This window comes from Pseudomonas sp. R62, assembly GCF_000257605.1.
Lineage (GTDB): Bacteria > Pseudomonadota > Gammaproteobacteria > Pseudomonadales > Pseudomonadaceae > Aquipseudomonas > Aquipseudomonas atacamensis.
This window is the reverse complement of sequence record NZ_JH635999.1, coordinates 228,908-234,244: the sequence shown is the minus strand read 5'-3', so window position 1 is coordinate 234,244 and position 5,337 is coordinate 228,908. Positions and strand designations below refer to the sequence as shown.

Genomic DNA, 5,337 nt, shown 5'->3' with positions numbered 1-5,337 from the left:
CAGACGAATACCGGCGCCGCGATCGCCGCGGGAGAAACTGTCGCGCTCATCGTTGACCATCTGCCGCAGTTCGGCGATCTGCTCGACCGTGGCATGTTGCACCGCCAGTTCAGTGATCGCCCGCTCGACCAGACGGCGGGCGAGAAACACCTGACGCGCTTCTTCAACACTTGGGCTGGCGACGACGGCGCCACGGTTCGGCCGCAACAGCACCACGCCTTCATGGGCCAGACGCGACAGCGCGCGGCGAATGATGGTGCGGCTGACCCCGAAGATTTCCCCCAGCGCTTCTTCGCTCAACTTGGTACCGGGCGCCAGGCGCTGTTCGAGGATGGCCTCGAAGATATGCGCGTAGACAATATCGTCCTGGGTTCCGCTGCGGCCGGCTTTGCCTGCTCGCGGTTGTTTCTTGAGGGGTTGCAACTGTTCGTTCATGGGCACTCGAGTCGGGAAAACTGCGGCGAATAGACCGTGACTGTAATACGGCACAGTAGGTCGCTGGCAAGTATCGCGTAAAAAACAGCGCGATTGTACACAATGAATGGTGGCAACACGACTGTACGGCTGTTTGCGCCTGCGGCTGTATTGCAACGCTGGGTTACGTTTGAGTTTAGGCTTGATCGCAGAATCCGCCTTCTACGCACAATCCCCTTATGCAGGAGCTGCCGAAGGCTGCGATCTCTTGATCTTGCTTCTTAAAATCAACGTCAAAAGATCGCAGCCTTCGGCAGCTCCTACAGGGGATGTGTTGTCGCGGACATCTCCATTGGTATAAGGAACACCGCCGTCATGACCGACGCCACCCACGCCCGCCTGCGCCCTCTGGCCGACACTTCGCCTTCCGCCATCGTCGCCGGTTTCATCGCGATGATGACCGGTTACACCAGTTCGCTGGTGCTGATGTTCCAAGCCGGGCAAGCGGCCGGCCTGAGCAGCGGGCAGATTTCCTCGTGGATCTGGGCGATTTCGATCGGCATGGCTGTGTGTTCGATCGGCCTGTCGCTGCGCTATCGCACACCGATCACCATCGCCTGGTCGACCCCCGGCGCGGCGTTGCTGATCACCAGCCTGGGCGGCGTCAGTTACGGCGAGGCGATCGGCGCCTACATCACCTGCGCGGTGCTGGTGACGATCTGCGGCCTGACCGGCAGCTTCGAACGGCTGGTGAAAAAGATCCCGGCCTCTTTGGCGGCAGCTCTGCTGGCAGGGATTCTGTTCAAGATCGGCAGCGAAATCTTCGTCGCCGCGCAACACCGTACCGGTCTGGTGCTGGGAATGTTCTTCACCTATCTGCTGGTCAAGCGTCTGTCGCCACGCTATGCCGTGCTCGCGGCGCTGCTGATCGGCACTGCGCTGTCGGGCTTCATGGGGCTGCTGGATTTCAGCGGCTTTCACCTGGAAGTGGCCACCCCGGTGTGGACCACGCCGCACTTCTCCCTGGCCGCGACCATCAGCATCGGCATTCCGCTGTTCGTGGTGGCGATGACCTCGCAGAACATGCCCGGCATCGCCGTGCTGCGCGCCGATGGCTATAAAGTCCCGGCCTCGCCACTGATCACCACCACCGGCATCGCCTCGCTGCTGCTGGCGCCGTTCGGCTCCCACGGCATCAACCTCGCAGCGATCAGCGCGGCGATCTGCACCGGCCCGCATGCCCACGAAGATCGCAATAAGCGCTACACCGCAGCGGTGTGGTGCGGGGTGTTCTACGGGTTTGCCGGGGTCTTCGGCGCGACGTTGGCGGCATTGTTTGCGGCGTTGCCGAAAGAACTGGTGCTGTCGATTGCCGCCCTGGCGCTGTTCGGCTCGATCATCAATGGCTTGAGCATTGCCATGAGCGAGGTGAAGGAACGGGAAGCGGCGTTGATCACCTTTATGGTCACGGCGTCGGGGTTGACGCTGTTTTCCATTGGTTCGGCGTTTTGGGGGATTGTTGCGGGGGTGCTGACCTTGCTGATCCTGAACTGGCGCAAAGCTTAAGGCACAGGATCAAAAGCCCCTCACCCTAGCCCTCTCCCAGAGGGAGAGGGAACCGACCGTGGTGTTTTGGAAGAGGTGCGCCGACAGGGGATACCGAGTCGAACGCGAATCCTGAAAAGCCCAACAATCGGCCCCCTCTCCCTCGGGACAGGGCAGGGGTGAGGGGCGAGTCCACCATCAAATCCAAGCCGTATCACCTAAACACCAGACGAAAAAAAACGGCGACCCTCAGGTCGCCGTTTTTTTCAGTATCACTTGGCCGCGTTGATCGGCTTTTCCGGATACCACACGTCCAGCAGCGGGCTGACTTCGTACTTGGTCAGCTCGGAGCGGTTTTTCAGCCAGGCTTCAACGGCAGCGCGCTGCTCTTCGTTGACCGAGCCACGCTTCTGCAGGCACACCAGACCGAAGTCGTCGCCGCCAACATAACCCAGACCGTTGGCTTCCATGGCTTCTTTGATGAATGCTTCGAGGAAAGCGTCAATGGCTTCTTCGGACAAGTCTTCTTTGAAGTCCAGGTTCAGTTCGAAACCCAGCTCTTGAAATTCATCAACGCACAGTTTTTTGCGCAGACGCTGGGAACGGTTAGTCGCCATTGGAACAATCCTCTTAAGTAATAACGGCCGGCACTTTACCAGTTTAAGCCGGCGATTGCCCGACTCTCTGGTCGCTGCGGCCGACCGCCTGTAAAAAAATAAGCGATTGGCCGGTCGCGACACGGCACAAGCTGTTACAGCTTGGGGCATAATGCCGACACTTTCATGACCACTGAGGGCCTTTTCATCCATGTCCTCGTCTTTTTTCCCCTCTTTTGCAGGGTTTTATTGCATATGATCAAATCGTTGCGTCCACTGGTTCTCGCCGGCCTTCTTCTGCCTCTGGCCCTGCCTGTCTCCGCTGCCACTATCAACACTTCCCTCACCCCGAACGTCGAAAAAGCCCTCAAGGCCAGCAAGTTGCAGCCCACTGCGCTGTCGCTGGTGATGGTGCCGCTCGACGGTCCGGGCACGCCGACCGTGTTCAACGCCGACGTCTCGGTCAATCCGGCCTCGACGATGAAACTGGTCACCACCTACGCGGCGCTGGAAATGCTCGGCCCCAACCATCAGTGGAAAACCGAGTTCTACACCGACGGCGACCTGAACGGCGGCATTCTCAACGGCAACCTCTACCTCAAGGGTGGCGGTGACCCGAAGCTGAACATGGAAAAACTCTGGCTGCTGATGCGCGACCTGCGCGCCAATGGCGTGACTCAGATCACCGGCGACCTGATCCTCGACCGCAACTTCTTCGTGCAGCCGCAATTGCCGGAATTCAACGATGACGGCAACGACGACAACAAGCCGTTCCTGGTCAAGCCCGACTCATTGCTGGTCAACCTCAAGGCCCTGCGCTTCGTCGCGCGCAATGACGGTGGCCGCGTACTGATTTCGGTTGAGCCGCCGATTGCCAGCATTCGTATCGAAAACACCGTCAAGGCGCTGCCGTCCAAGCAATGCACCGGCGGCGTGCGCTACAACCCGGTGCCGCAGGCCGATGGCAGCGTGACCGTGACCGTCGGCGGCCAGTTGGGCGAAGGCTGCAGCTCGCAGACTTACCTGTCGCTGCTCGACCATGCGACCTACACCGCGGGCGCCGTCCGTGCGATCTGGAAGGAGCTGGGTGGCAGCATTCAGGGCAAGGATCGTCTGGCACCGACGCCCAGCGGCGCCAAACTGCTCGCCCGCGCGTACTCGCCGGATCTGGCCGAGATCATCCGCGACATCAACAAATACAGTAACAACACCATGGCCCAGCAGCTGTTCCTCAGTCTTGGCCAGCGTTTCCGCAACGATGCCGACGGTGACGACGCCCGGGCTGCGCAGCGCGTAGTGCGGCAGTGGCTGGCGAAGAAAGGCATCACCGCGCCGCATCTGGTGATGGAGAATGGCTCTGGTCTGTCGCGGGCCGAGCGGGTCAGTGCACGTGAGATGGCCAACATGCTGCAGGCCGCCTGGCACAGCCCGTACGCCGCCGAGTACATCAGCTCGCTGCCGATTGCCGGCACCGACGGTACCATGCGCAAACGCCTGAAAACCACAGCGATGCGCGGTGAGGCGCACGTCAAGACCGGCACCCTGAATACCGTGCGCGCGATCGCCGGTTTCAGCCGTGACGTGAACGGCAATACCTGGGCGGTAGTGGCGATCCTCAACGACAAGGCCCCGTTCGGCGCCTCGTCGGTGCTCGATCAGGTGCTGCTGGATCTGTACAAACAGCCGAAACTGCCGCAGACCGCTTCGGTGCTGTAAGCGGATTCTGAAAACACCTTCAAACCCTGTGGGAGCAAGCTCGCTCCCACACTGGTTTTGCGCCAGGCTCAGCTCATCTCCCGCTCAACCCGATCCCGGCCATTCTGCTTCGCTGCGTAAACCCCTGAGTCAGCGCGCAGCAACAGCGCATCTGCGCCCTCCCCCGGGCGCCAGCTGGCGATGCCGAAACTTGCGGTGACCAAGCCGACCACGTCCACCGGCGCGCTGCGCAAACCTTCCCACAACTCCATCGCCAGCATATAGGCGTGTTCGCCGTCGATGTCCGGGCACAGCACCATGAACTCTTCGCCGCCCAAACGGCAGAACACGTCGGTGCGGCGCAGGCGATGGCCGATCCGCTCGCAGACTGCCTGCAACACGCGGTCGCCGACGGCGTGGCCGAACTGATCGTTGATGCGCTTGAAGTGGTCGATGTCGAGCATGATCACCGACAGCTCACCGCCGCCACGCTCGACCCGGGCCATTTCGGTGGTCAGGCGTTCCTGGAAATAGCGGCGGTTGTGAATGCCGGTCAGCGAGTCGGTGATCGACAACGCGCGCAATTCTTCTTCCACGCGCTTGAGATCGGAGATATCCGAGATATAACCGTGCCACAGCACTCCGCCGCCCGGCAGCTCTTCCGGTGTCGCCTCGCCGCGCACCCAGCGCAGACCGCGCTCGGGCAGTTGCACGCGGTACTCCTCGCGCCAGGGGCTGAGGTTTTCCGCCGATTCGCGGATCGAGCTGCGCACGCGAATCGCATCCTGCGGGTGGATACGACTGAAGATCGCCTCGGAGTCGAGCAGCAGCACATCCGGCTCCAGCTCGTAGATTTCGCGGATGCCATCGCTGGCGTAGATCACGCTGAAGCGTCCGTCGAATTCCATCTTGAATTGGTAGATGCCACCGGGAACATGGGCGCTGAGCTTCTTCAGCAATGTGTCGCGTGCTGCCAGCACTTCGTGCACGCGTTTGCGCTCGGTGATGTCGATGCAGATCGCCAGATGACCGACCCACAGGCCTTGCTCGTCAAGCACCGGGGTGGCGAGCATGTTCACCGGCAGGT

5 protein-coding genes are annotated in these 5,337 nt (G+C 61.1%); 2 read left to right on the top strand and 3 right to left on the bottom strand.

Going from position 1 to position 5,337, the window contains the following annotated elements:
* Window positions 1-435, bottom strand: a 435-nt coding sequence (locus tag OQK_RS19440; RefSeq protein ID WP_016773845.1) for a GntR family transcriptional regulator, incomplete at its 3' end; no start/stop codon positions are given.
* Window positions 436-789: 354 nt separating this feature from the next.
* Here OQK_RS19440 and OQK_RS19435 point away from each other — a divergent pair.
* A complete protein-coding gene (locus OQK_RS19435) occupies window positions 790-1,980 on the top strand; it encodes a benzoate/H(+) symporter BenE family transporter (RefSeq protein ID WP_016773844.1) in 1,191 nt (396 codons plus the stop codon).
* 251 nt (window positions 1,981-2,231) lie between these two features.
* Here OQK_RS19435 and OQK_RS19430 read toward each other — a convergent pair whose 3' ends face one another.
* Complete coding sequence (locus OQK_RS19430) at window positions 2,232-2,576, bottom strand: YggL family protein (protein ID WP_016773843.1); 345 nt, start codon at window positions 2,574-2,576, stop codon at window positions 2,232-2,234.
* A 234-nt stretch (window positions 2,577-2,810) separates the two neighbouring features.
* On the opposite strand from OQK_RS19430, the gene dacB reads away from it, so the two are divergent.
* Entirely contained in the window at window positions 2,811-4,271 is a 1,461-nt protein-coding gene (gene dacB / locus OQK_RS19425) for a D-alanyl-D-alanine carboxypeptidase/D-alanyl-D-alanine endopeptidase (RefSeq protein ID WP_016773842.1), read from the top strand.
* Window positions 4,272-4,339: 68 nt separating this feature from the next.
* Here the strand turns inward: dacB and OQK_RS19420 are convergent.
* On the bottom strand, window positions 4,340-5,337 hold a 998-nt coding region (locus OQK_RS19420), incomplete at its 5' end, for a GGDEF domain-containing protein (protein WP_038861421.1).

Bases quoted from the DNA above. Each gene is read 5' to 3' on its own strand.
- OQK_RS19435 (WP_016773844.1), top strand. From the start codon at position 790: ATGACCGACGCCACCCACGCCCGCCTGCGCCCTCTGGCCGACACTTCG.
- OQK_RS19430 (WP_016773843.1), bottom strand. From the start codon at position 2,576: ATGGCGACTAACCGTTCCCAGCGTCTGCGCAAAAAACTGTGCGTTGAT.
- dacB (WP_016773842.1), top strand. From the start codon at position 2,811: ATGATCAAATCGTTGCGTCCACTGGTTCTCGCCGGCCTTCTTCTGCCT.